The organism is Bradyrhizobium algeriense (assembly GCF_036924595.1).
Lineage (GTDB): Bacteria > Pseudomonadota > Alphaproteobacteria > Rhizobiales > Xanthobacteraceae > Bradyrhizobium > Bradyrhizobium algeriense.
Genome location: NZ_JAZHRV010000001.1, coordinates 5,221,667 through 5,242,359, shown reverse-complemented (window position 1 = coordinate 5,242,359; position 20,693 = coordinate 5,221,667). Strand labels below are relative to the sequence as shown.

General features: G+C 61.5%; 18 protein-coding genes and 1 pseudogene. 7 read left to right on the top strand and 12 right to left on the bottom strand.

Going from position 1 to position 20,693, the window contains the following annotated elements:
- Window positions 1-13: 13 nt before the first annotated feature.
- Window positions 14-1,700: pseudogene (locus V1286_RS25330) on the bottom strand (GMC family oxidoreductase).
- 122 nt (window positions 1,701-1,822) lie between these two features.
- Here V1286_RS25330 and V1286_RS25325 point away from each other — a divergent pair.
- Entirely contained in the window at window positions 1,823-3,007 is a 1,185-nt protein-coding gene (locus tag V1286_RS25325) for an adenylate/guanylate cyclase domain-containing protein (RefSeq protein WP_334484073.1), read from the top strand.
- Between the two features lie 100 nt (window positions 3,008-3,107).
- Here V1286_RS25325 and clpS read toward each other — a convergent pair whose 3' ends face one another.
- Entirely contained in the window at window positions 3,108-3,413 is a 306-nt protein-coding gene (gene clpS / locus V1286_RS25320) for an ATP-dependent Clp protease adapter ClpS (protein ID WP_108518712.1), read from the bottom strand.
- A 554-nt stretch (window positions 3,414-3,967) separates the two neighbouring features.
- On the opposite strand from clpS, the gene V1286_RS25315 reads away from it, so the two are divergent.
- On the top strand, window positions 3,968-4,840 hold the full coding sequence (locus V1286_RS25315; protein ID WP_334484069.1) for a DUF1194 domain-containing protein: 873 nt from the start codon (window positions 3,968-3,970) through the stop codon (window positions 4,838-4,840).
- A gap of 175 nt (window positions 4,841-5,015) precedes the next feature.
- Here V1286_RS25315 and V1286_RS25310 read toward each other — a convergent pair whose 3' ends face one another.
- The 10 genes from V1286_RS25310 to V1286_RS25265 form a co-directional block, all read right to left on the bottom strand.
- Window positions 5,016-6,263, bottom strand: a complete 1,248-nt coding sequence (locus V1286_RS25310; RefSeq protein WP_334484067.1) for a class I SAM-dependent RNA methyltransferase — start codon at window positions 6,261-6,263, stop codon at window positions 5,016-5,018.
- Window positions 6,256-7,011, bottom strand: a complete 756-nt coding sequence (locus tag V1286_RS25305) for a TlyA family RNA methyltransferase (protein ID WP_334484064.1) — start codon at window positions 7,009-7,011, stop codon at window positions 6,256-6,258. The genes V1286_RS25310 and V1286_RS25305 overlap by 8 nt, the downstream gene beginning before the upstream one ends.
- 17 nt (window positions 7,012-7,028) lie before the next feature.
- The gene (locus V1286_RS25300) at window positions 7,029-7,592 is read right to left on the bottom strand and encodes a nucleoside 2-deoxyribosyltransferase (protein WP_334484061.1); all 564 of its coding nucleotides are present in this window, start codon (window positions 7,590-7,592) and stop codon (window positions 7,029-7,031) included.
- Between the two features lie 99 nt (window positions 7,593-7,691).
- Window positions 7,692-9,638 carry a 1-deoxy-D-xylulose-5-phosphate synthase gene (dxs, locus tag V1286_RS25295; RefSeq protein WP_334484059.1) on the bottom strand — a complete coding sequence of 649 codons (1,947 nt, stop codon included), beginning with the start codon at window positions 9,636-9,638 and terminating at the stop codon, window positions 7,692-7,694.
- Window positions 9,639-9,968: 330 nt separating this feature from the next.
- A complete protein-coding gene (locus tag V1286_RS25290; protein ID WP_334484056.1) occupies window positions 9,969-11,264 on the bottom strand; it encodes a hypothetical protein in 1,296 nt (431 codons plus the stop codon).
- Between the two features lie 119 nt (window positions 11,265-11,383).
- The gene (locus V1286_RS25285; RefSeq protein ID WP_108518728.1) at window positions 11,384-11,635 is read right to left on the bottom strand and encodes an exodeoxyribonuclease VII small subunit; all 252 of its coding nucleotides are present in this window, start codon (window positions 11,633-11,635) and stop codon (window positions 11,384-11,386) included.
- 131 nt (window positions 11,636-11,766) lie between these two features.
- Window positions 11,767-12,693: a histone deacetylase family protein gene (locus V1286_RS25280; protein ID WP_334484053.1), complete on the bottom strand. Its 927-nt coding sequence runs from the start codon at window positions 12,691-12,693 to the stop codon at window positions 11,767-11,769.
- A gap of 89 nt (window positions 12,694-12,782) precedes the next feature.
- Complete coding sequence (locus tag V1286_RS25275; protein ID WP_334484050.1) at window positions 12,783-14,453, bottom strand: bifunctional metallophosphatase/5'-nucleotidase; 1,671 nt, start codon at window positions 14,451-14,453, stop codon at window positions 12,783-12,785.
- A gap of 235 nt (window positions 14,454-14,688) precedes the next feature.
- Window positions 14,689-15,003 carry a DUF6678 family protein gene (locus V1286_RS25270; RefSeq protein ID WP_334484048.1) on the bottom strand — a complete coding sequence of 105 codons (315 nt, stop codon included), beginning with the start codon at window positions 15,001-15,003 and terminating at the stop codon, window positions 14,689-14,691.
- A gap of 41 nt (window positions 15,004-15,044) precedes the next feature.
- Entirely contained in the window at window positions 15,045-15,809 is a 765-nt protein-coding gene (locus V1286_RS25265; protein ID WP_334484045.1) for a crotonase/enoyl-CoA hydratase family protein, read from the bottom strand.
- A gap of 131 nt (window positions 15,810-15,940) precedes the next feature.
- Between V1286_RS25265 and V1286_RS25260 the strand changes: the two genes are divergently transcribed.
- The 5 genes from V1286_RS25260 (at window position 15,941) to V1286_RS25240 (ending at window position 20,314) form a co-directional block, all read left to right on the top strand.
- Entirely contained in the window at window positions 15,941-16,894 is a 954-nt protein-coding gene (locus V1286_RS25260; protein WP_334484042.1) for a ring-cleaving dioxygenase, read from the top strand.
- Between the two features lie 207 nt (window positions 16,895-17,101).
- A complete protein-coding gene (locus V1286_RS25255; protein ID WP_334484040.1) occupies window positions 17,102-17,305 on the top strand; it encodes a type II toxin-antitoxin system VapB family antitoxin in 204 nt (67 codons plus the stop codon).
- Window positions 17,302-17,703, top strand: a complete 402-nt coding sequence (vapC, locus tag V1286_RS25250; protein WP_417021183.1) for a type II toxin-antitoxin system VapC family toxin — start codon at window positions 17,302-17,304, stop codon at window positions 17,701-17,703. The genes V1286_RS25255 and vapC overlap by 4 nt, the downstream gene beginning before the upstream one ends.
- A gap of 375 nt (window positions 17,704-18,078) precedes the next feature.
- Window positions 18,079-19,272, top strand: coding sequence for a DUF262 domain-containing protein (locus V1286_RS25245; RefSeq protein ID WP_334484037.1), 1,194 nt, complete (start codon window positions 18,079-18,081; stop codon window positions 19,270-19,272).
- The gene (locus V1286_RS25240) at window positions 19,265-20,314 is read left to right on the top strand and encodes an MAE_28990/MAE_18760 family HEPN-like nuclease (RefSeq protein WP_334484035.1); all 1,050 of its coding nucleotides are present in this window, start codon (window positions 19,265-19,267) and stop codon (window positions 20,312-20,314) included. The genes V1286_RS25245 and V1286_RS25240 overlap by 8 nt, the downstream gene beginning before the upstream one ends.
- Window positions 20,315-20,693: the final 379 nt, after the last annotated feature.

Sequence of the window (20,693 nt, the reverse complement as noted above, 5' to 3'; positions counted from 1 at the left end):
GCGCCGGCCTCTCTCACTGCATGGCGTCTGCGATCTTTTCTGCCGCCATCAGGACCGGGAAATTGGTGTTGGCGCACGGCACCACCGGGAAGATCGAAGCGTCGACCACGCGCAATCCCTGCACGCCCTTGACCCGGCCTTGCGTATCGACGACCGCCATCGGATCGTCCGCCCGACCCATCCGGCATGAGCAGGAGGCGTGCCACACGCCGATCGCCGCCTTGCGCACGAAGGCTTCGAGCGCCTCGTCGTCGCGCATGACCTGCTCGAACGTAAAACCTTCGACGATGAAATTGTCGATCATGTAGTGGCGCAGCGCCGCCGGCCCGTCCATCAGCGTTGCGGCAATGGCGGTGAGGATCTTGTTCTTCGTGTTGACCACGCCAATCTTGCGCACGCGGTCGGAATACGAGGCCGGGAATGGCTTGTCGGTGACAGCCTTGAGCGGCGCGCTCATCTGCAGCGCCGCCATCTTGCGAAAGCCGCTCATCAGGCGGTCGAGGTCGCGCCTGTCGGACAGCAGGTTGAACTCGACAATCGGCTCGGCCTGCGGGTTGCGCGAGGCGAGTTTCACCTGTCCAGTCTCGGAATAGGTCTTGTTGACGAAGGTGAGCAGCGAGGCGATCTGCTCGCCGACCGAATGCCAGGCCGACTTCGTGAGGACGGCGACGAACATGTCGCCGGCAGGTACGCCGGGAAGTCCCGAGGAATAGCGCAGCCCCATCTGGATGTGGCGTCTGGTGTGCTCGTTCATGCGCGCGCCACGACGGACAAAGGATGACAACGCGATCGAGGGATGATCCATCAGGCCCTGGCCGACGCCCGCGAGGCCCATCACGACCGGAATGCCCATCTCCTTCAGGTGCCCGACCGGCCCGATGCCGGCGCGTAACAGATGCGCCGGCGAATGGATCGCACCGCAGGAGAGGATGACCTCGCGGCCGCGGAACTCCTGCTGGCGGCCATCGACCAGCGCCTTCACGCCGACGCATTGCGTGCCCTCGAACAGCAGCTCCTTGACCTCTGTGTTGGTCGAGATCGTCAGGTTGGCGCGCTTGCGTGTCTCGCGATCGAGATAGCCCATCGCGGCCGAGACGCGTTGCTCGTCCTGGTTGGAGTGTGTCACCGGGAAATAACCGTCTGTGAACTCGCCGTTCTGGTCGGGCAGGAACGCATAGCCGGCGAGCTTGCAGGCTTCGCCCATCGCCTGCGAATGCCCTGTCCAATGCTGCTGCGGAATGCGGCGGACGGGGATGCGGCCGTCCTTGCCGCCCGTCGAAATCGAGGTCGCGCTCGACCTTTTTGAAATAGGGCAGCACGTCGTTCCAGTTCCAGCCCGTGGCGCCGCGGGCCTCCCATTCCGCGTAATCGGTCGGCGCGCCGCGGTTGGCCATCTGGCCGTTGATGGAGGATCCGCCACCCAGCACGCGCGCCTGCTCATACTTGCGCAATGGCGGGCGGCTCTCATCGGGATTGTTGTGGCTGACGATTTGGGTCGTGACCTTCAGTTCAGTCCAGTGGAAGCGCGGATCGAAATACGCCAGCCCCGAATAGCTGTCGCGGATCTCGGGCGGCTCGTTGCCGGGCGGCGTGTCGTGGCCTGCTTCGCAGAGCAGAACCTTGTTGGCGCTTCTTGCGGAGAGGCGGTGGGCCATGACCGAGCCCGCCGATCCGCCGCCGACGATGATGATGTCGTACACTTTGACGTTTCCTCTTGTTTTTTTGCACCGTAAAGCTAGCGCAGCTCCGTCGTCGGGTCACGCCGGCTGTCGTTGCGAGCGCGCTTGACGCGCGCTGCAGTTGCGCGGCAAATACCGGCGTCATGGACGCATCACGACTGCGAGAACTGACCGACTGGCTGATCGACGGCGGAAGGTCGGCGACCAGCCCGACCCGGTTTATGGCCGAGTGCTGCGAGCGGATGGTCGCGGCGGGGCTGCCATTGTGGCGTGTCGGCGTCTTCGTTCGAACGCTGCATCCCGAAATCTATGGACGAAATTTCATCTGGAAGCCGGGTGCCGAGGTCGAGATCGGCACGGTTGACTACAACATCCTGGAGTCTCCGGTTTTTCACAACAGCCCGCTGATCATCGTGTTCCGGCAGGGGCTTGAGGTTCGCGCCCGGGTCGACGATCCCGCCAGCAAGCGCTTTCCGATCATCGAGGACCTGCGCGCCGAAGGCGTCACCGATTATGTCGCGCTGCCGCTGCCCTTCATTGGCGGCACGGTGAACGCGTCGAGCTGGACCACCAAACAGCCGGGCGGTTTCACTGAGGAACAGTTGGCGGCGCTGCGGAGCCTCGCGAAACCGCTGGCACGGGTGGTCGAGATCCTCAGTTTGAACCGCATGGCGGCGAGCCTGCTCGACACCTATGTCGGCAACGGCGCCGGCGAGCGGATCATGGGAGGACAGATCAGGCGCGGCCACACCGAGACGATGAATGCCGCGATCTGGCTCTCGGATCTGCGCGGATTCACGGCGCTGTCGGACCGGCTGCCGGCCGAGACCGTCGTCGACATTCTGAACCAGTATTTCGATTGCCAGGTCGCCGCGATCAAGAAGCATGGCGGCGACGTGCTGAAATATATGGGCGACGGGCTGCTCGCGGTGTTTCCGATCGACGAATATGTCGGCGACGAAAAGCAGGTTTGCTCGAATGTGCTGGAAGCCGCCCATGAGTCGCGCACCAGCGTCGCTGACATGCAGTATCCGATCGGCGACGCCGTTGAACGGTTTCGCTTCGGCGTCGCCCTGCATGTCGGGCGGATTCTCTACGGCAATATCGGCGGCGGCAACCGGCTCGACTTCACCTGCATCGGACCTGCGGTGAATCTGGCGGCGCGGCTGGAAAAGATCGCGAGCCAGACCAGGCGCACCATCGTGGCGTCGGAAGGGTTTGCCGGCATCTGCCGGGGAGGCTGGAGCGATCTCGGCGAGTTTCCGGTCGCCGGCTTCGCCAAGGCCGCGCGGGTTTACGGATTGGCCGACGAGACGTCAGCGGCCTGAGGAATCCCGTAGCCCGGATGGAGCGCAGCACAATCCGGGATTCGCGCCGCGGCCTGAGGTGTCCCGGATTGCGCTGCGCTCCATCCGGGTTACGGAAGAATCATTCCTCCGGCTCGGTCGTGAACAGCAGCGGGTAGCCTTTGGCGCGGCCGGCATCGGTGGCGCGGGTCGCCTTGGTTTCGGCGACGTCCTTGGTGAACACGGCTACCACGCAGACGCCGCGGCGGTGCGCGGTGATCATCACCTTGTGGGCCTGGTCCTCGGTCATGCGGAATTCGGCCTTCAGCACCGTGACGACGAATTCGCGCGGCGTGTAATCGTCATTGACAAGGATGACCTTGTGCAGGCGCGGCCGCTCGGTCTTGGTTTTGACCTTGGTTTTTGGCGTGGCGGTGGTATCGGGCATTTCCAGTCAAGTCCGGCAAGCGAGCGAAATTCCAACGGGCCGCCGCGCTCAGTTGGCGCGGCAGTTCGCCAGGCGCTGCGCCATGGTCGGATCGCCGCGGCTGACGGCCGTCTCGATTAGTTTACAGGCTCCGGGCCGATCCTGAAACGGGGCCGAGAGTTTCAGCTCGATCAGGGCTGGCCGCTTTAGGCTGCGTGGTGCCGGACCGAGGCGCTGGAAGCGACAACGCAATCACCATGCCGAAGGCGAGCAGGCCGGTCGACACAATGGCTGTGCGCATCAACGGCGACGGGCTGTCATTTGCAGGATGTTTTGCGGGCGTAACCATGATCGTGCCAATGCGGCCCTTCTTGGCCGGCCGCATCGCGCCGGGCGCGCTAATCGTTCATTCGGAGCCGGATACCGGACAGGCGCATCGCTGCGCGGAACCAGCCGAGCAAGCGGGCTTGCACGAAGCCTGCTCCTAAAGCGAATGTGAAGGACAAATGATTTCAGCGCTTTGCGTCGGCCGTTTTGCATGTCACCATCACTGTCGTTCGACGGGAGGGCCGCAAATGCGCTGGTATGTCTCGATCGGGGTCGTGCTTGTCGCGGGCGTGCTCGCCGGCGGCGATGTGGCTGGTTTTGCCGCGCCGTATCAGACGAACCGGCCGGGCCAGCAGCCGAACGCCGCCAGCCGTCAACTGGCCGACAAGGAAGCCAATCCGACCGTCGACGTCGAACTCGTGCTTGCCGTCGACGTCTCCTATTCGATGGACATGGACGAACTGGCGCTGCAGCGGGAGGGCTACGCGCAGGCGATCGTCTCCAAGGAGTTCCTGCAGGCGCTGAAGAGCGGCCCGAACGGCAGGATCTCGGTCACCTATTTCGAATGGGCGGCATCCACCGACCAGAAGATCATCATCCCGTGGCGCCTGATCGACGGGCCCGAGACGGCGGACGCCGTCGCCAATGAAATCATCAAGACCCCGATCCGCCGGGCGTCGCGTACCTCGATCTCGGGTGCGATCCACTTCGCCATGCCGCTGTTCGACGAAAATCCGCACCGGGGCCTGCGGCGGGTGATCGATATTTCCGGCGACGGCCCGAACAACAACGGCGCGCCCGTCACCATCGCCCGCGATGCCGCGTTGGAAAAGGGCATCGTCATCAACGGCCTGCCGATCATGGTGAAGGAGCCGTCTTATTCCACGATGGATATCGACAATCTCGATCTCTATTATGAGGACTGCGTCATCGGCGGCCCCGGCGCGTTCGTGGTCACGATCAAGGACCGCGACAAGTTCAAGGAAGCGATCCGCACCAAGCTGCTGCTCGAGATCGCGGGCCGCACCCCTGAACACCCGGTCGTGCCGGCCGCCGGCAAGGAGCCGCGCGTCAACTGCATGATCGGCGAGAAGATCTGGCAGGACAGGTGGGGAAGGTAATCGTTCTTACCCTCCCCTGGAGGGGGAGGGTCGCCGCGTAGCGGCGGGGCGGGGTGACGGTCTCTCCACATCCAACAGTGCCGCGTGGAGGGACTGTCACCCCACCCCGCCCCGCATTTCGCTACGCTCCATGCGAGCCGACCCTCCCCCTCCAGGGGAGGGTGAAGACATGGGCTTATCTGCTGAACCTTGCCACCAATTCCACATGCGGCGTATGGCGGAACTGGTCGACCGGGGTGACGCCGTCGATCTTGTAGCCGCCGTCGATCAAAATCTTCGCGTCGCGTGCGAACGTCGTTGCGTTGCAGGACACCGCGACCACCGTCGGAATCTTGCTGGCCGCGAGCTGTGTCGCCTGCGCCTGCGCGCCCTGCCGCGGCGGGTCGAACACGACCGCATCATAGTCGCGCAATTCCTGCGGCATCAGCGGGCGGCGGAATAGATCACGCGCCTCGGCCTTGACCGGCTTCAGCCCCGAGGTGGACGTCGCGGCCTTCTGCAAGGCCGCGACCGCGCCGGCGTCGCTGTCGAAGGCGGCGATGCGCGACTTCGCCGCGAGCCGCAGCGCGAAGGGGCCGACGCCGCAGAACAGGTCGGCAACATGTTTGGCGCGCTTGCAATGCTCGGAGGCGAGCGCCGCCAGCGTTTCCTCGCCCGCCACCGTAGCCTGCAGGAACGAACCGGGCGGCAGCGCCACCTGCGCGGCGCCGATCGACATCACGGGCGGCGTTCGCATCAGCACCAGTTCGCCGTGGCGCGTCAGCCGCGCCAGCCGATGCTGTTCCGCGATGCGCGACAGCCGCGCGATCATGGCTGACGATACCGGGCCGGAGCCGCGCACATCGACATCCAACCCGCTATTGGTCGCGGTGATCTGGATGTCGAGCGGCTTGCCCATCGAGATCAGCGGCTCGGCGATGGCCCAGGCCGCCTCGATCGCGCCGTTCAGATGCGGGTCGAGGATCGGGCAGCGGTCGATCGGGATGATGTCGTGCGAACCCGCCGCCGCATAGCCGACCTTGAGCACGTCGTGGGTTCCCATCCGCCCGTGCAAAGTGATGCGCCGGCGGCCCGCGCCATGGGCATCGACCAAAGGTGCCACGTCGCAATCGATTCCCGCCTGCGCCAGCGTCGTCACCACGAGTTCGCGCTTCCAGGCGCGATAGGGCTCGGCGTCCCAATGCTGGATCGCGCAGCCGCCGCAGACGCCGAAATGCGGACAGAACGGCGCGATCCGCTCCACGCTTGCGGCCTCGACATTGAGCAATCGCCGGCGGTCGGGATGGTGGCCGGGAACCGCACCGACCTCGATCGTTTCGCCGCCCAGCGTGTACGGCACATAGATGTTGCCGCCGCCCGCGATCGCGACGCCGTCGCCGTGATGGCCGACATGGTCGATCACGAGGCGCTCGCTGTCAGCCACGGCGCGCGCCCATGAAGAATTCGATATTGCCGTCGCCGCCGGTGATCGGCGACGGAAACACCTGGATATCGGTGCAGCCGAGCAAAGTGGCAAATTCCGTGATGTCGTCGCAGATTTCCTGATGCACCATCGCGTTGCGGATGATGCCGTGCTTGGAGTGTTTCCGCTCCGCCTCGAATTGCGGCTTGATCAGCGCCAGGAGATGCATCGGCGCGGCGGCGAGCGACAGCGCCACCGGCAGCACCGCCTTCAGGGAAATGAAGCTGACGTCGATGACGACGACATCGGGCCGCGCGGGCAGCCGCTTGCCCTCGAATTGGCGGATATCGGTTTCTTCCATCGATACGATCCTGGAGTGATCGCGCAGCGAGGGATGCAACTGGCCGCGCCCGACATCGATGGCGAAGACGAGGCTCGCGCCGTTCGCCAGCAGCACCTCGGTGAAGCCGCCGGTGGAGGCGCCGACGTCGAGGCAGACATGGCCCTCGATCTCGATCGGATACAGCTCCAGGGCGCCTGCGAGCTTGACGCCGCCGCGCGAGACCCAGGGGTGCGCGGGCTGCGCGGACAATTCGGCATTGGCGGCGATCATCTCCGACGCTTTCAGCACCGGCCGCCCGTCGGCCGTCACGCCGCCGGCGTCGATCGCGGCGCGGGCGCGCGCGCGGCTTTCGAACAGGCCGCGCTCGACCAGGAGCACGTCCACGCGCTTGCGGGGGGAGGTTTCACTATTGCTCGTCTTCGCCAAGGTCAGTCCGATTTGCCTCAGTCCGATTTGCGGGTGGCGCGATCCGCCGCGAGTGCGACGCAGGCCTCGAACGAGGTGAGATCGTGCCAGATATCCAGAGGCCGCTGCCGCGGTGTCACCAGTCTAGCACCATGCAGATCGAGCGTGTGGATCATCATGAGATTGTCGGGCAGCCCAAAATCTTCCACCGTCAGTCCGTCATCGTCGATCAGATGGCCGCCACTGGCTTTCGTGACCGCAAAGGATCGCGCGACCCGCTCGGCATAGTCAGCGGGATCGTTGCTGTAGGCGAAACAGAGCTTGCCGCGCCCGGCCATGTAGCCGAGTTCATAGACGGTGCCGGCGTCGGCACTGGGGCCGCGAAACGGCGTAAGGTTGGCAATGATCGCGTCCGCCGCGTCCATCATGGCCTCGTTACCCTCAAATATCGCCAGCGAAGCATCAGCGGCCGAAAGATCGACCGCATTGTCGAGCGGATAGAGCCCGCGCACGCCATGGCGGGCGCAGATCGCGGCCTTGCGGCGCCCGATCTCGATCGCGTCCGGCAGGAACACATCGGGGCCTGCCAGATAGATCTTCATGGGATTACCGGCGAAAGAGCCAGATATTCGGTTCTGCGAGGCCTTCGATACTGCAAGGCCTTCGGTTCTGACCAGGTCAGAACCGAAGGGGCTACCGCCTCAGGCGAGCTTGACCGTCTCGGTCTTGTAGTCCTTGCCGAGCGCATCGAACACCTTGGCGACGATGCCCTTGGCGTCGAGTCCGGCATGGGCATACATCGCGTTCGGCGAGTCGTGGTCGATGAATTCGTCGGGCAGGATCATCGCGCGCATCCGCAAACCCCCATCGAGCATGCCGTTGTCGGACAGCGTCTGCATCACGTGCGAACCGAAGCCGCCGATCGAGCCTTCCTCGATGGTGAGCAGCACCTCGTGGTCGCGCGCCAGCTTCAGCACCAGATCGACGTCGAGCGGCTTCATGAAGCGCGCGTCGGCGATGGTGGTGGAGAGGCCGTGGGCGGCGAGTTCGTCGGCGGCCTTTTCGCATTCGGCCATGCGGGTGCCGAACGAGAGCAGGGCGATCTTGTTACCCTGGCGGACGATGCGGCCCTTGCCGATTTCGAGGGGGATGCCGACCTCGGGCATTTCGACGCCGCGGCCTTCGCCGCGCGGATAGCGCACCGCGCTCGGGCGGTCGTTGATCGCAACCTGCGTCGCGACCATGTGCACCAGTTCCGCCTCATCGGATGCGGCCATGATGACGAAATTCGGCAGGCAGCCGAGATAGGCGCAGTCGAAGGAGCCTGCATGCGTCGCGCCGTCGGCGCCGACGAGACCGGCGCGGTCGATCGCAAAACGAACCGGCAGGCTCTGGATCGCGACGTCGTGGACCACCTGATCGTAGCCGCGCTGCAGGAAGGTCGAGTAGATCGCGCAGAATGGCTTGTAGCCTTCGGTGGCGAGGCCGGCGGCAAACGTCACCGCATGCTGCTCGGCAATGCCGACGTCGAAGGTCCGGTCGGGGAAGGCCTTGTTGAAGATGTCGACGCCGGTGCCGGACGGCATCGCAGCGGTGATGGCGACGATCTTGTCGTCCTTCTCGGCTTCCTTGACGAGGCTCTGGCCGAACACGTTCTGGTAGGCCGGCGCATTCGGTTTTGCTTTGGCCTGGGCGCCGGTGGCGACGTCGAACTTGACCACGGCGTGATACTTGTCGGCGGAAGCTTCCGCCGGACCATAGCCCTTGCCCTTTTGCGTGACGACATGAACCAGGATCGGGCCGGTTTCCATGTCGCGGACGTTCTTCAGAACGGGCAGCAGATGGTCGAGATTGTGGCCGTCGATCGGGCCGACGTAATAGAAGCCGAGTTCCTCGAATAGCGTGCCGCCGTCCATCATGAAGCCGCGGGAATATTCCTCGACGCGGTTGGCGCGGTTGGCGAGGATCTTGGGCAGACGCTTGTTGATCTGTTTGGCCGCCTCGCGCAGCGAGCGATAGGTCTTGCCGGAGTAGAGGCGGGACAGATAGGCGCTCATCGCGCCGACCGGAGGCGCAATCGACATGTCGTTGTCGTTGAGGATGACGATCAGGCGCGAGTTCATCGCGCCCGCATTGTTCATGGCTTCATAGGCCATGCCCGCCGACATCGAGCCGTCGCCAATCACGGCGATAACGTTGTTCTTGCCGCCGGATAGGTCGCGGGCGACCGCCATGCCGAGGCCGGCGGAGATCGAGGTCGAGGAATGCGCGGCGCCGAACGGATCGTAATCGCTCTCGGTGCGCTTGGTGAAGCCGGACAGGCCGCCGCCGGTGCGCAGCGTGCGGATGCGGTCGCGGCGGCCGGTCAGGATCTTGTGCGGGTAGGCCTGGTGGCCGACGTCCCAGATCAGGCGGTCGCGCGGCGTGTCGAAAATGTAATGGATCGCGGTGGTGAGTTCCACGACGCCGAGGCCGGCGCCGAAGTGGCCACCGGTCACCGAAACGGCGTCGATGGTTTCCTGGCGGAGTTCGTCCGCGACCTGACGCACCTGCTCGATCTTGAGCTTGCGAAGATCGTCGGGCGTGCGGATGGTATCAAGAAGCGGCGTTTTACTAAATGTGGTCACAGCGATATTCCAATTTTGCATGTCAGGGCGAAACGGCCCGACGCGAGACGGGAAGCGCGTTAACCGCGCCGTGAAATTCCAGACCCCGGTGCCATCTCGGCAGGCCGGTACCTGATTTGAAAGCCTAGATGCACTCCGGCCTAAACCATGTGATATGCATCACGTTAGTAGCTTCGAAACCCTTCCCGGTTCAGTTTCTTTAGCTATTTCAAGCGCTTGCTGCCGTCGAAAGTCGCCCGGCAGGCGCTCTCCCCAGCCCATAGAACCGCAACCTTTACACCAAAGCTGCCGCCAAAGCCAACCCGCAGCGCCGATTCGGTTCCCTGGCGCGGGCCGGAAAAACTCGGTTTTTCAACCGCTGCGGCGGGCAGATGGTTCCAATTTGCTCAAATCGGCGGCACTTGCGGCCGTCGTGGCCGCTTCGATGCTTTTCCAGGCCCGGTTGCGCACGCCAGAATCGCCGGTGGCCACATCAAGCGCGGCGTCGGGGACGGCCACGCGCGCGCTGAGCGGGACCGGTCCGCAGACGATCATGAAGAAGTCGTAGGCGTTGGGCAGTTCGTTGGCCATCACGAACTGGAAATGCACGCGGAAGAACTGCCAGCGAAATTTTTCGTAGTGCTCGGGCCGGATGATGTCGCGGAAGCGGACCGGCACGATCTTCGGGTTGCGCCTGGCGGCGCCGACGTCGATGCCGTGGCTCGTGATCGGATCGAACTGGTAGAAATTCATCACGTCCTTGCGGGCCTGACAGTCGATCCAGTCGATCGACGGCTCGATCGCGAGCTGCCGCAGATGGTCGCGGAATTCTTTCGACACGGCGTGATAGCCGACGATCGGGAAGTTGCCGCCGAGCGTCAGCAGCACGATCCGCGGACCGTGACGGCCGAGCGCGGGGTCGAGCTTCAGCGCGCGCGCCAGCATTTCCGTCGACAGGAACGATCCGGAGCTATGGCCGACGATGACGATTTCTTCGGCGTCAGTGCTTTTGGCTGTCTTGACCAGATGCTGCGCGAAGCGGTCGATGCGCTGGTCCCATTCCGGGCGCTCGCGGTGCGAGAACTCCCAGGTCCAGATCGTGTCGCACAGCAGATAGAGCACGTAAGTGGCGTTCTCGGTGTATTTCAGCACGGTCCCGAGCAGCGCCACGAAGATGGCGGTTGCGATGGCGATACTGAACGCGTCAGGAATGCCGATGGCGTTCAGGCCCTTCTCGAAAACGAAGGCGATGGCGGCGGCACACGCAGCTTCGAGCAGCAGCAGCAGATGCGGGTAGGTGATGAAGGTCGCAAAACGCCAGTTCGCCTTGCCGAAGCGGGCGATGGTGCCGGCGAAGACCAGCCGCCAGTAGATCCACACCGCGCTCAACACCGTGCGCCAGATCGGCGACGCCAGATCCTGCTGGATGAAATCCTCGAACCGGAGGAAATCGTAGGCCGTGCGGGTCTGCCAGTCCTCCGCCTTGGTATCGATGGTCCAGGACGCGATCTCGTCGTCGGCTGCGACCTTGGGCCGGCTGATGGTGGCCTGGAGCTGGTAAAGCCGGCCGAACTTGCGCAGTTCGGTCCGGAACATGCGGTAATATTGCGCCAGCCCGCGCGGATCGTAGCCCTGAATATAGATGATATGGCGGTGCTGGACGCGCACGTACTGTCCCCGGGTGGTGGCCGACTATAACAGGCTGGGCAGGGCGCCAGGAACTAAATCGGCTACTAAATCGGCTGCCAGGCGGAGACTGATGAGGTCGATATTGCGGCCGTCCGGGATCACTGCACGTCGAGCGGCTCGGTCCCGGTGACCTGGCCGTTGGCATCGGTGGTGATCTTGTCCACGCGGGCCTCGGCCTGCCGCAGCAATTCTTCGCAGCGGCGCTTCAGCGCCTCGCCACGCTCATAGATCGCGACCGATTCCTCGAGCGGCACCTTGCCGTCCTCCAGCCGCTTCACGATCGATTCGAGCTCCTCGATCGCGCGCTCGAAGGAGAGTTTTTTGACGTCCATTTGGGTATTTTCGGCCATATCAAGTTCCCGAATGCGCCCCCTAAGAGCGCAGAATCAAAACTATAGCGTTTTCAAGCGAAGTGGGTACCGGTTCGCGTGAAGAAAACGCGTCAAAACAAAGGTTTTTGCGCGCCTATTGTGGCGGGGATTTACGCCCCCATCAATGCGGTGACATGGGCCGCAACCGACTCTTTCAGCCCCTGCAGGTCGTAGCCGCCCTCCAGCACCGAGACAAGGCGGCCACCTGCGCTTGCTTCGGCCTGGTCCATCAGCTTGCGCGTGACCCAGCCGAAATCATCGGCCTTCAGGTTGATCGAGGCCAGCGGATCGCGGTGATGCGCGTCGAAGCCGGCGGAGATGATGATCAATTCCGGCGCGAACTTCTGCAATTGCGGCAGGATCAGGTTTTCGAACGCGGCGCGGAACTTGGCGCTGCCGTCTTCGGAAGCCAGCGGCGCATTGACGATGGTGTCATGCTCGCCGCGCTCGCCGCTGGCGCCGGTGCCCGGAAACAGCGGCATCTGATGCGTCGAGCAATACATCACAGTCGGATCGTGCCAGAAGATATCCTGCGTGCCGTTGCCGTGATGGACGTCGAAATCGACGATCGCCGCGCGGCCTATGCCGTATTTGCGCTGGGCGTGGCGGGCGGCGATGGCGACATTGTCGAAGAAGCAGAAGCCCATCGGCTTCGAGACCTCGGCATGATGGCCGGGCGGCCGCACCGCGACGAAGGCATTCGGGTGGGCGCCGGACATCACCGCATCCGTCGCCGCCACCGCGCCGCCGACGCCGCGCATGACAGCTTCCCAGGTGCCCGGCGACATCGAGGTGTCGCCGTCGATATAGATCATGCCGCTCTGCGGGGCGATATGCCGGAGCTCGCCGACATAATGCTCGCCGTGACACAGCGTGACGGAATCGAGATTGCCTTCCGGCGCCTCGCTGCGCGTGAGCGGCTTGAAGCGCTCTTCACCCAGCACCTCCGCCACCGCGCGCAACCGGTCGGGACGTTCCGGATGCCCGGGGGGCGTGACATGGTCGAGACAGGCGGTATGCGTCAGAAGCAGCGTCATGCAAAATCCTGGCGTTGAGGCGCGCGCCGGCGAGGGATCGGCTAATCTAGGCGGTTAGCGGCCGCTCGGAAAGGCCCACGGCGTCAGGCTCAATTGATCCTGATAATGCGATCGGCGGCGGTCGGGCCGACCGGGCTGTTCGCCCCAAAATAGGCATGCAGCGCGTCGACGTCGTAGATGCCGACCTGCGGCGCGGTTCCCTGGGTAAGCACGGTGAAACCGTCGCCGCCGACGAACAGGAAATTGTTGACGGTGACGCGATAGCTCGCGGCGGGATCGACCGGTTGCCCGTTCAGCGATATCCGCTCAGGCAGCACGCGTTCGCCGTCGCTCTTCGATCCGTCCCACGCATAGGCGAATCCCTTCGATACCTGCAGGATTCTTGGCCGTTTCGGATCGAGCCATTGCTGCTCCAGCATGTCCTTGATCTGTTTTCCGGTCAGCGTGATCGTCACCAGTTGATTACGGAACGGCTGGCTGGCGAACAGGTCGCCATAGGTCACCGCGCCGGTTTCCTTGTGCGTAATGTCGGTGCGGATGCCGCCGGGATTGGTGAAGGCGATGACCGCGCCGCCGTTCGCGGCCGCACGGGTGGCGGCGAGCTGCGCGTCAGCGATGATATCGCCGAGCGGGCTCTCGCCGGTATTTTTTGGCGTGCGCGACAGCGTTTCCGTTAGCCTACCCGCCGGACGGTTGGCGATGGGGGCGGCGACCCTGTCATAGGCTTCGATCAGCGCGGTCTGGTCGAGATTCTTCGAAAGCGTTGTTGACCGCACGATGGTGTTGTCGGCTTTGGCGCTGACGACATCGCGCGTCGTCGGATCAAGCTTGAGATCGATCGCGGTGACGAGCGTGCCGTATTTGTCGCCAGAGGTGACGAGCCGCCCGTCGATCTCGCAGACATAGGCGCGGTGGGTGTGGCCGGAGACCACGACGTCCACAGCGTGATCGAATTTTTTGACGATATCGACGATCGGTCCCGAAACGCCGGGGCACTCATTGTAGTCGCCCGTCGGCAATCCACCCTCATGGATCAGCACGACGATGGCCTCGACGCCGCGCGCCTTCAGTTCCGGGATCAGCGCATTGACCGTACTGGCTTCGTCGCGGAATTCGAGGTCCGCAATGCCGACCGGCGAGACGAGGCCCGGGGTGCCCTTCAGGGTCAGGCCGATGAAGGCGACCGGAATGCCGTCGAAGCTGCGGATTTCGTAAGGGGGAAACACGGTCTTGCCGCTGCTCTTCTCGAACGTGCTGGCGGCGAGATAACGAAATTTTGCGCCCGTGAACGGATGCGGCCCCTGGCATTTGTCGACCGGGTGGCAGCCGCCATGCTGCATGCGCAAGAGCTCCTCCTTGCCCTCGTCGAATTCGTGGTTGCCGACCGAGGAAATCTCCAGCCCCATCATCGACAGCGCCTCGATCGTCGGCTCGTCATGGAACATCGCCGACAAAAATGGGCTGGCGCCGATCAGGTCGCCGGCCGCGACGAAGATCGTGTTCCTGTGCCCCTCGCGAAGCTGGCCGACCAGCGTCGCCATATGTTCGGCGCCGCCGGCCGGGACGGTGATTTTCTTTGTTCTGTCCTCGGGATCGGCAATCGTGATCCCGCCCGGCGGCGGGCGCAGGTAGCCGTGAAAATCGTTGATCGCGAGAATGCGCAGATCGACGGGGGTGGGGGTCTGGGCCTTGCCCGGTGCCGTCGCGCAGACCGTGGCGAGCAGTGCGAGTGCAGAGATAGGACGAGGAAAAGCTTTCATGGCTTTGACATAGCAGCTCAGTGTGTCTCCGTCATTGCGAGCGCAGCGAAGCAATCCATCGCGCCGCGTCAAGAAAGAATGGATTGCTTCGCTGCGCTCGCAATGACGGTGGAGAGAGCAGGTAGCCCGCATGAGCGCAGCGACATGCGGGACGGGCGGGAGTTGAAAACCCCGGATGTCGCTGCGCTCATCCGGGCTATGCTTGCTTGCTGGTAAGTCGTTGATCTTGATGCTGTCACAGGTAATCCAGCATTTGTCCCCGTTCGGCGTATCCGTAGATGCGGAATCCGTCGTCGGTTTCTTCGCCGGGCACATGGATTCGTTTTATTGCCGTTCTGATGCGCTCTCGATGTTCGCGATCGTCGGCAAGGATATCTACGTAAACTATGTCCTCATATCCGCCGTCTCGAAAATGATAATACCACTCGCGGTCGGGGGCCGAGCGATATCCATTTTGGCAAAGGGTACTCCAGCGCGGCGTGGGGTCGGTATTGTACATCGCGAGCCGCAGCTCGTTCCACTTCGTATTGTTCATCACCGGGTGATGCATGGTACTCGCTCGTTACACGCCTGTTTCGTTGTGTTTGAAGCCTACCCATTCTTCCGCGTAAAGAACGCCTGGAACGCCGCCACCGCTTCCTTTGAGTGCATCCGTTCGCCGAACAGATGGCTCTCCTGGTCGATCCGCCGCGTCATGTCCTCCGGCGGCAGCTTCAGCAGCTTCCGCGAGATCGCGACCGCTTCCGCCGGCAACGCGCAAATCTCGCGGGCCACCTTGCGCGCCTCGGCTTCGGTGTGTCCGGGCGCCACCACCACATTGACGAAGCCGGCCTCGCGCGCCTCCTCGGCGGAAAACTTGCGCCCCATCACCAGCATGGCGAAGGCGCGCTGGTGGCCCATGGTGCGCGGCATCAGCAGGCTGGATGCGCCTTCCGGCACCAGTCCGAGATTGATGAACGGCGTCGAGAAGGTAGCCGTCGTGCTGGCGAGCACATAGTCGCAATGGAACAGCATCGTGGTGCCGATGCCGATCGCGACGCCGTCGACGGCGGCGATGATCGGCTTGACGTTGTGCGCCAGCGAATAAAGCAGTTTTACGGCGTTGGAGGCTTCGCGCGGCGCATCGGTATTCGAGGTGCTCTCTTTGAGAAAGTCCTCGAGATCGTTGCCGGCGGTGAACACACCCGAACCGCCTGTTATGATGATGCAGCGGATGTCGGGATTGTTCTGCGCCTTGTCGATCGCATCGCTCATCCCGCGATACATGTCCTGGGTGAATGCGTTCTTTTTCTCCGGCCGCCGCAGCTTGATGACGCGCGTCGCATCTTCATCCGACACAATGAGGTGTTCGGTCATGAACTTGTCCCTGGATCGCGGGCGGCAACGGTGCCGCTGGTCAATCATCCGGCCATATCCTACATGATCCGGCAAGGGACCAAACTGTCCCGGCGGATTTTTCCCATGGATGTGACCAGTAGGATGACGCAATGCAGCTAGGCGGAATTCATCATCTGACCGCGATCTCGGCGAAGCCGCGGGATAATCTGGCCTTTTACACCGGCCTGCTGGGCATGCGGCTGGTGAAAAAGACCGTCAACCAGGATGACGTCAGCGCGTACCACCTGTTCTACGCCGACGGCAAAGCCAATCCCGGCACCGATCTCACCTTCTTCGATTTCCCGGCTGCCCCCGAGCGGCGCGGAACCAATTCGATCTCGCGCACCGGCCTGCGCGTCGCGGGCGAAAACACCCTCGGCTACTGGCGGGATCGCCTCAAGACAGCCGGCGCTGTGGCACGCGATATCGTCGAGGTCGACGGCCGGCTGACGCTGCCGTTCGAGGACGGCGAGGGCCAGCGCCTGGTGCTGGTCGACGATGGCGGCAAGGGCACGGCCTCGCCGTGGGAGCGCAGTCCGGTGCCGATAGAGCACCAGATCCGCGGCCTCGGTCCGATCGTGCTGACCGTGCACGAATTGTCGCGGACTGCGTTCGTGCTGACGGACGTGATGAACATGCGCCGCGTGCGCGACTATGCCGCCCACGGTGCGGAGATTCATGTGTTCGAGATGGGCGAGGCAAAGGGACAGAGTAGCCCCGCCGCCGAACTGCACGTGCTCGAAGACAAGGAATCGCCTGTCGCGCGGCAAGGCGCCGGCGGCGTCCACCACGTCGCGTTCCGCACCCCCGACGAGGCGCAGTATCACGCCTGGACGCAGCGCCTGAACGAGCTTCGCATTCCCAACAGCGGCGAGATCGACCGCTTCTATTTCCGCAGCCTCTATTTCCGCGAGCCCAACGGCATCTTGTTCGAGATCGCGACGGATGGACCCGGGTTTGCGACGGATGAGCCGATGGAGACGCTGGGCGAAAAGCTGGCGCTGCCGCCGTTTTTGGAGCCGCGAAGGGCGGCGATCGAGGCGGGGCTGAAGCCGATTGGGTAGCTCTCGTAGGATGGGTAGAGCGAAGCGAAACCCATCACTGTTCTACATCGCATTCGATGGGTATCGCTGCGCTCCACCCATCCTACGGGCTGAAGCCATTTCGTACGAGAGCGCAACGAAACCCAAACGCCTTAATGCCGCGCCTATTGTGGCGTGCTGATGTGTATAGTAGTATCGGTCTATACACATAGCGACGGAGCGCTGGCCATGCGCACCAATATCGAGATCGACGACGCGCTGATGGCGGAAGCGCAAAAAGCCTCCGGACAGCAAACCAAGAAGCAGACGGTGGAACAGGCGCTCCGCTTGATGATCCGGCTGCGAAGGCAGCAGGAAGTTGGCGGGGCGTTCGGCAAATACCGCTGGCGCGGCAACCTCGCCCGCAGTCGCAAGGGACGAGCGGCCGGGTGATCGTCGTCGACAGCAGCGTCTGGATCGACTTCCTCAACGGCCGCAATAAGCCGCACGTCCGGCACCTCCGTGCGCTGTTCGGCACAGAAGAGATCGTCGTGGGCGACCTGATGCTTTGCGAAGTGCTGCAGGGTCTCGACAGCGAGCGGGCGGCCCGGGAGGTCGAGGCCCTGTTGCGACGCTTCGAGATCGTATCGATGGCCGGCGACGCGATCGCCACCGCAGCCGCCCGCAATTTCCGTTCCTTGCGCCGGCGCGGCATCACGGTTCGCAAGACCATCGATCTCTTGATCGGCACCTGGTGCATCGAAAATCGCGGGCCGCTGCTCCACAACGACAGCGATTTCCGGCCTATGGCGCGGTATTTGGGACTGATCGAGGTGCCGGTCCAAAGATGAAGGCGGCGAGCGAGGGTGCAGAACGAGTAAAGTGCACTGGCACCGTGATCCCGCGCTAACCTTGAGCGGTCATTTTTGCGGCCGCTTTCGATCTCGGTGTATTCGGAAATTAATGCGGCATCGCCGCATAGGCGATCATTTACGGCCTTCCGCTGGGCCTCTAGCCCGAGCCCCGACCTACCCTGGCGTTGTGTGCTTACCTGGTAATAGCAATAAGCGGCCGCTTCGCATTGGGTCTTCCCTGTAACATTGTTTGCAACGTGGGTTGCACCGAATGTCACGTCGGCCGTATCCAGTAAGATCGCGAATTATAACAACAGTTGCCTTTACGGCGTCGCTCTACTGATAGTATGAAGAAGGAATTGGGGGAACGTTATGCCTTTTGCTGCCAGCGAACTAAAGATGTGGGAAACCACCAAAGACGAAGTTGCCTTGCCGAGCGACGATCGAGCCATCGATGAAAGATATTCTCGCGGCGAGGGGCGGATTGTCATCGAGACGAACCGTGAAAAGCTTCCTGGCTTCGTGGAAGCGATGAAAAAGCCAAACTACATGGATCTTCGTCCATTCTATCAGCGTCGTCCGCGGTGGGACGCCAAAAAGCAAAGCTTGCTGATTGAATCGTTCATCATGAACATACCGGTTCCTCCTATCTTCCTTTATGAAAAGGAATTTAACTCTTACGAAGTGATGGATGGACAGCAGCGCGTCACCGCGCTGAAGGAATTCTACGACAATAACTTGAAGCTTACTGGGCTTGAAATGTGGCCGGAGCTGAACGGGCGGCTGTATCGGAATCTGCCGGATAAACTTCAGGCCGGTATAGATCGCAGGTCCATTACCTCTATCGTGCTTTTAAAAGAATCTACTGCCGATGAGGATGAAGCCCTTTTCCTGCGAGAGACTGTCTTCGAACGATTGAATACAGGCGGCGTTGCATTGGAGCGCCAAGAAATCAGGAACGCTTTGTATAGAACTGATTTCAACGATCTTCTCTTGCAATTGTCTAGGTTAGATGCCTTCCGGAAAGCGTGGGGCTTACCTCGATATGTTCCAGATGAAATCGAGAAGAACTCAACTCTTTTGAGCAGTTCGTTTTACTCAAAGATGGGTGATCTTGAATTGGTCCTTAGATTTTTTGCTCTGCGTCACGCCGATCATTACACGAGGGGAATGCAAGGTTTTCTAGACCTCTACATGGCGAAAGCATCGAAATTCGATAGCGAAGATATTCAGGAATTAGGTCAGCTGTTTGCGACCACACTAAATCTCGCAACGTTCATATATGAAGACCATGCGTTCCGTCCGTTCGACCCGACTAACAATCGTTGGGAGGCGAATCCTCATAAGGCGTTTTATGATGCTGTGATGGTCGGGCTTTCCAATCATATCGGCAAAATTGCGGAATTGTCAGCTCGATCGGCTCTAATAGTTGAACAAACTAAAGAGCTTTTTCGCTCGAACGAGGACGGCGTCTTCACCGGCCGAGGCAATACCAAAAGGGACGTGCAAGACCGCATTCGCCTCTTCTCTGAGATGCTTGAGCGGGCGTTATCCTCTCATGTATGAAATACTTGCGGAACGCGTTCGTCAAAATATTGAGTCTGTGAAGAAGCATATAAGCTTTTCTGCAAACGTGCGGATGATGGTCAACAATAAAGCGCTGCGATGCAATAACGCAGCCGGACTGTGCTTCGATGTTGGACTGCTTTATCAAAGCGCGCCCACTTCCATCGAATGGCGCATCATAGATCATTGCTCTGCAATTACTCGCTTATACGGGGTATACGAAAAATTTGTTGAGGATCTCCTAACTGCTCATCTTCAATTCATCGAGCGTAACGTTGCCTACACTGACCTAGATGATAAATTTCAAACGCAACATCGGCGAGCTGTCGGTCAAATATTAATTGATTTAGATCGGGAAAGATACAAAAGCACCATCAGGTTTGAAAGCGTTTTGGATGACATCAAAAATATATTCAACGGTGGTACATATCGTTTGTTGCCGGAAGCATTATTGTCGCACGATCAAAATCTGCGAATGAGTGAGTTAACGACCCTATTCGAAAAATGCGGCATCCCCAAAGTAAAGGAATGGATAGATGGTCATCGAGCGATTAGGCGCTTTTTGGCCGAGAACGGTCAAGAAGACAAAGCCGAATCAAAATTGGGCCAGCTAGTTCAGTATCGAAACGATGCTGCCCATGGCGGTATTGAAGTTGACGACCTTCTCGGCACCGAAGCGCTTTTGGAGTTCGCCAATTTTGTTGAATCTCTCTGCGCTGCTTTGACCGAGTGCGTTCAGTGGGCGTGCCTGAGAAAAGTCAGGGAACTGGGCAGAATTGATCGCGCGGGTGTGATCAAAGAGCGGTTTTCGAATGGAGCCGTCGTTGCCGTTGTACAAGAAAACACGTTTGATCTTGGAGCGAGTTTTTATTTGGTCGGCGAGGCCTTTTGTTATCCCGCAAAGATTTGCAGCATCCAAGATCAGGGCGTGTCGATGGCGTCGATCACTGTCTTAGACCCGAAAGAAATTGGCTTTAAATTCGATATCGATCCTCCGAGAAAGGCAGACATGTATTATTGGCCGGAGAGAGCACGTTCGTGACGTGCCGTGCAAACTGTCGATCCAGCCGTTTGCGTTTTCGTTCGGCATTGATCTTCGCATTACGGTGACAGTGCACTCAACTACCGTCCGCCTTCCGCTCCAGCGGTTTCAACCATCCATGGACGTTGCTCGAAAACGCAAATTTGCTGAGCCAATTCAACGTGATTTGCCCCGTCCAGTCCCTTCTGAAAAAACAATTTCCTTTTCGATCACCCCAAATCAGCACTAAAAATCTCGCCGTCTCATCCCTCACGAGGGGCGGATCGCGATCGTCACGGACGCGGGGTGGGATGCGGTGGACGCAGCAGCGTCGGGCGCGTGAAGGCGTTCGCAGGGCGGTTATCCGTGAGCGAACGCAGCGCGCAAGACGTACGGCGCT